The organism is Xenorhabdus bovienii (genome assembly GCF_024721015.1).
In the GTDB taxonomy this organism is placed as follows: Bacteria; Pseudomonadota; Gammaproteobacteria; order Enterobacterales; family Enterobacteriaceae; genus Xenorhabdus; species Xenorhabdus bovienii.
In genome coordinates, this window is record NZ_JANAIF010000130.1 from 1 (window position 1) to 4676 (window position 4676).

Consider the following 4676-nt stretch of genomic DNA (forward strand, 5'->3'; position numbering starts at 1 on the left):
TCTACGTGAGAAGTAGAAATGGTGATACCACGCGCTTTTTCTTCTGGTGCGTTATCGATCTGATCGAATGCACGAGCACTACCGCCGTAAGTTTTCGCCAGAACAGTAGTGATTGCTGCAGTCAGGGTAGTTTTACCGTGGTCAACGTGGCCGATAGTACCAACGTTAACGTGCGGTTTTTTACGTTCAAACTTTTCTTTAGACATTAGATTGTTCCTCTAAAACACGGAATCGGTGGTTTCACCACATCAACCAAACAGTCGCTTGTTAGGTATTTACAGGAAGAAAAATCAGGAGGCAAGAACAGGGGAAGTGGTGCTGATAGGCAGATTCGAACTGCCGACCTCACCCTTACCAAGGGTGTGCTCTACCAACTGAGCTATATCAGCACATCTTGGAGCGGGCAGCGGGAATCGAACCCGCATCATCAGCTTGGAAGGCTGAGGTAATAGCCATTATACGATGCCCGCGTGAACTCGGCTACCTGACTTTAATCAGCTGTTTATTGTATCTCAAGTATCTTCTCTGGAGTAGTAACTCGAGCAGAACACTCAAGACAAAAACTGGTTAATGGTGGTGGGGGAAGGATTCGAACCTTCGAAGTCTGTGACGGCAGATTTACAGTCTGCTCCCTTTGGCCGCTCGGGAACCCCACCTTTCCAAATTTTTAATGGTGCCGGCACCAAGAGTCGAACTCGGGACCTACTGATTACAAGTCAGTTGCTCTACCAACTGAGCTATGCCGGCATCAAGTGCTGCGCATTTTAGGTAGTGTTGGCCCCCGATGCAACAAAAAAATTGTTTTTTTTATTCTTTCGTTCACAAAACGATCGACACAGGCATTTTTGATGATTTTTTCAATAATATTGGTATAAATAATCAACAAAAAATCATTACTGCTCAAGCAGCAAGAAACAGATTCACCGAATCTTTTTAAAAAATCATTCATACTACATTGGTTCTTTTTAAAAAAAGTAAGAAATAAGCTAGAAAAACAAACAAGAAAATTGTTCTATTTTTTACAATTTTGTATTTCCTATCAAAAAAATTACTAAAATCATAAAAAAATCTACGCCTGTAGTAGCGCAACCGATATGATGAGATTTATTTTTTGTCGGATACGGGTGTTCACAACAACCTGTCCAACCTGCATAGACAGGCAGATGTTGGCTTATGAATAAGAAAGAATCTTTTTTGACGACTCCATATTTACAATTTGATCGTGAACATTGGGCAACATTACGTGACTCAGTGCCTTTGACACTCACAGCAGAAGAGATTGCTGCTTTAAAAGGGATTAATGAAGAGATTTCAATAGAAGAAGTGGTTCAGATCTATCTTCCATTGTCACGTCTACTCAATTTTTATATTAGTTCCAATTTGCGGCGGCAGGCCGTCCTTGAACAATTTTTAGGGACTGGTGGGCAAAAAATACCTTACATCATTGGCATAGCAGGCAGTGTTGCTGTTGGAAAGAGCACAACCGCGCGTTTATTACAAGCATTGTTAAGCCGCTGGCCCGAACATCGCCGCGTTAAACTAGTAACGACAGACGGTTTTTTACACTCTAATAATGTATTGAATGAACGTGGCTTAATGAAAAAAAAGGGCTTCCCTGAATCCTACGATATGCGCAACCTAGTGAAATTCGTCGCTGATATAAAATCAGGCGCCGAAAAAGTTACAGCACCAGTATACTCTCACCTCAGCTACGATATTGTCCCCAATGAACAACTAATTATTGAGCGTCCAGATATTTTGATCCTTGAAGGACTAAACGTGCTGCAAAGTGGTATGGATTATCCACATGAACCACATCATGTGTTTGTGTCTGATTTTGTCGATTTTTCTATTTATGTCGATGCGTCAGAAGAGTTGCTCGAACAATGGTATATCAACCGTTTTCTTAAGTTCCGGCAAGGTGCTTTTTCTGATCCAGACTCTTATTTCCACAATTATTCTAAGTTAACTACCGAAGCAGCGATAAAAGTTGCATCAGATATTTGGCTGGAAATTAATGGATTAAACTTACAACAAAACATTTTACCAACTAGAGAGCGCGCTAGCCTAATTATGACTAAAGGAGCGAACCACGCTATTGAAAGTGTCAGGTTGAGAAAATAAAACAATAGCCGGAACTATTTCCGGCTTTGCATTCAACAACCTCTGAGAGAAATTTCACCACCAATATACGGCGTAATAACACCATTTATATCAAGCAGCAATGCCCCTTGCTGATCAATTCCACGAGCCGTTCCATAAACTTCCTGATTTCCAATAATCAGCTTTACTGAACGATTCATAAAATGATCTAATTTTAACCACCGGAAAAGAAATGGAGATAACCCTTCGTTTTCAAATTGAATTAACGCTTTTTTAAGCTCAAGAATAATTTCAGAAATTAATTTATTGCGTTCAACAACTATTCCCGCTTGCTGTAGATTAGTCCACTGCTGGTTAATCAATTTCTGCTGTTCACTACTCATTGAAATATTCATGCCTATTCCGATAACAATCTGAGCCGCATCACCCATTTTTCCTATCAATTCAACTAATATCCCTGCCAGCTTTTTATCATCCAGATAGAGATCATTCGGCCATTTCACTTTTACTCTTTCAGCACCCTGACGGTTAAGCACTTCCGCAATGACTATCCCAACAACCAGACTTAATCCTATTGCTGCGGCTGGCCCTTGCTCCAAACGCCAATACATGGACAAATATAAATTTCTACCAAAAGCAGAAATCCACTGCCTGCCACGGCGCCCCCTTCCAGCATACTGATATTCGGCGACACAAGCGTCACCTGAATCGAGTTCTGACAATTTCTCCAGCAAATACTGATTGGTAGAATCGATAACAGGTATAACTTCGAGACGATCATTTGGCAGGTAACCTGCAATAAGCTCTTTATCCAGCAGATTCATTGATGCAGGGAAACGATAACCCTTACCCGGGATAGTTAAAATCTCTACGCCCCATTCACGAATGGTCTGAATATGCTTATTTATTCCCGCACGACTCATTCCTAATTCTTGACCAAGCTGCTGACCGGAATGAACTTCGCCATCGGATAACACTTTAATTAATTTTAATGGGATACTAATATCTTTCATGAAATACATTCCACTGCATCTATCTCACCCTCACTACCAATGAAACGTACTTCAGGCTCTAAGAAAATATTAAATTTTTCTGCTACTTTTTTACGTACATAAGTCGCCAAAGCAGTAATATCCTGACCCGTTGCATTACCTTTATTGATTAACACCAGTGCCTGTTTCATATGTATGGCAGCGTCACCAATACAATAGCCTTTCAAGTGACATTGATCTATCAGCCAACCTGCCGCTATCTTTACATTATGTTCATTATGGTGATATTGAGGACACTCTGGATAATCAAATTTGATCTTTTGCGCCAATTCAATAGGTACAATTGGATTTTTAAAAAAACTGCCAGCATTCCCGATAATAACAGGATCGGGTAACTTACTCTGACGCATTTCACAAACAGCATTGAATATGCGTTCTGGTGTTACGTCTTCACATGAGAACTGTGTTAAGCCGCCATAAGTTAATATTGGTTTCCAAACCTTATTTAACTGCAAGCCAACTGCTGTTATAGCATAGCCATCTTTATATTGATGTTTAAAGATACTATCTCTATAAGCAAATTGGCATTCATTTGCCATAAGATGAATCAGTTTGCCAGTTTTCAACTCTATTAGATCGACATATTCACAGACATGTTTAAATTCAATTCCATATGCACCAATATTTTGAATTGGTGCTGACCCCACATTTCCTGGAATCAACGCTAAATTTTCTAAGCCATAGATCTGTTGATGAAGAAGATGAACAATCAGCTGATGCCAGTTTTCACCAGCGCCAACATGGATATGCCATGCTGTATCCGATTCTTGTATATCAACACCAAGAATACGGTTCAATATCACAGTACCTTTAAAATTTTCGGTAAAAAGAACGTTACTCCCCCCACCAAGTAATAAAATGGGATGCTCTTTTTCCTCCGCTTCTTGCCATGCAGACAACAGTGATTCAACTGAAGTTACGGTAGAAATATGATCAGCACAGACTGAAATACCAAACGTGTTGAACGCTTTTAATTGGATAAATTGACAGGCAGACATTTACTTCAAGCTCGATAAGTAATTTATCTGTAGTCTATCAGACTCTACATTTGAAAGATAAATCAGTAGTTACCGGCTATGATAATAAGAAACTAAGAAACGTAAAAGGCCACTCATTTGAGTGGCCTTTTGACTGGGTATTAAAGCTTGGCAGTTCCCTACTCTCACATGGGGAGACCCCACACTACCATCGGCGCTACGGCGTTTCACTGCTGAGTTCGGCATGGGGTCAGGTGGGACCGCCGCGCTATTGCTGCCAAGCAAATTCTGTTTTACTTGCCGAACATATTATTTATGGTGCTGATACCCAGATTCGAACTGGGGACCTCACCCTTACCAAGGGTGTGCTCTACCAACTGAGCCATATCAGCATGAGCTATTTTCGGTCACTATTGATGTGATTCCGAATGCTGAAATAAAAAATGTTGCCATGTGGACAATACTTATAAATAGGTGTCTGGCAGTGCCCTACTCTCACATGGGGAGACCCCACACTACCATCGGCGCTACGGCGTTTCACTGC

At 40.7% G+C, this 4676-nt stretch carries 5 protein-coding genes, 5 tRNA genes and 1 rRNA gene; 1 reads left to right on the top strand and 10 read right to left on the bottom strand.

Features of this window, described 5'->3' with window-relative positions; all coding sequences use genetic code 11:
• The 6 genes from NXS07_RS18595 to NXS07_RS18620 all read right to left on the bottom strand — a co-directional run.
• A partial coding sequence (locus tag NXS07_RS18595) for a GTP-binding protein (RefSeq protein ID WP_258087180.1) occupies positions 1–206 on the bottom strand: 206 nt, incomplete at its 3' end.
• A gap of 107 nt (positions 207–313) precedes the next feature.
• Positions 314–389 (bottom strand) — tRNA-Thr (locus tag NXS07_RS18600).
• Positions 390–395: 6 nt separating this feature from the next.
• Positions 396–470 (bottom strand) — tRNA-Gly (locus tag NXS07_RS18605).
• Between the two features lie 101 nt (positions 471–571).
• Positions 572–656 (bottom strand) — tRNA-Tyr (locus tag NXS07_RS18610).
• 15 nt (positions 657–671) lie between these two features.
• Positions 672–747, bottom strand: a tRNA-Thr gene (locus NXS07_RS18615).
• Between the two features lies 1 nt (position 748).
• Entirely contained in the window at positions 749–949 is a 201-nt protein-coding gene (locus NXS07_RS18620; RefSeq protein WP_038221396.1) for a hypothetical protein, read from the bottom strand.
• 224 nt (positions 950–1173) lie between these two features.
• On the opposite strand from NXS07_RS18620, the gene coaA reads away from it, so the two are divergent.
• The gene (gene coaA, locus NXS07_RS18625; protein ID WP_038192856.1) at positions 1174–2124 is read left to right on the top strand and encodes a type I pantothenate kinase; all 951 of its coding nucleotides are present in this window, start codon (positions 1174–1176) and stop codon (positions 2122–2124) included.
• 32 nt (positions 2125–2156) lie between these two features.
• Here coaA and birA read toward each other — a convergent pair whose 3' ends face one another.
• The 4 genes from birA to NXS07_RS18645 all read right to left on the bottom strand — a co-directional run bounded on the left by birA (position 2157) and on the right by NXS07_RS18645 (position 4524).
• The gene (gene birA, locus NXS07_RS18630; RefSeq protein ID WP_038221397.1) at positions 2157–3116 is read right to left on the bottom strand and encodes a bifunctional biotin--[acetyl-CoA-carboxylase] ligase/biotin operon repressor BirA; all 960 of its coding nucleotides are present in this window, start codon (positions 3114–3116) and stop codon (positions 2157–2159) included.
• A complete protein-coding gene (murB, locus tag NXS07_RS18635) occupies positions 3113–4153 on the bottom strand; it encodes a UDP-N-acetylmuramate dehydrogenase (protein ID WP_038221398.1) in 1041 nt (346 codons plus the stop codon). The genes birA and murB overlap by 4 nt, the downstream gene beginning before the upstream one ends.
• Before the next feature lie 145 nt (positions 4154–4298).
• A 5S ribosomal RNA gene (gene rrf, locus NXS07_RS18640) occupies positions 4299–4414 on the bottom strand.
• A 34-nt stretch (positions 4415–4448) separates the two neighbouring features.
• Positions 4449–4524: transfer RNA gene (locus NXS07_RS18645), tRNA-Thr, on the bottom strand.
• Between the last annotated feature and the right edge of the window lie 152 nt (positions 4525–4676).

What these genes read in the sequence shown, in the direction of transcription:
- NXS07_RS18620 (WP_038221396.1), bottom strand. Translation starts at nt 949, where the DNA reads ATGAATGATTTTTTAAAAAGATTCGGTGAATCTGTTTCTTGCTGCTTG.
- coaA (WP_038192856.1), top strand. Translation starts at nt 1,174, where the DNA reads ATGAATAAGAAAGAATCTTTTTTGACGACTCCATATTTACAATTTGAT.
- birA (WP_038221397.1), bottom strand. Translation starts at nt 3,116, where the DNA reads ATGAAAGATATTAGTATCCCATTAAAATTAATTAAAGTGTTATCCGAT.
- murB (WP_038221398.1), bottom strand. Translation starts at nt 4,153, where the DNA reads ATGTCTGCCTGTCAATTTATCCAATTAAAAGCGTTCAACACGTTTGGT.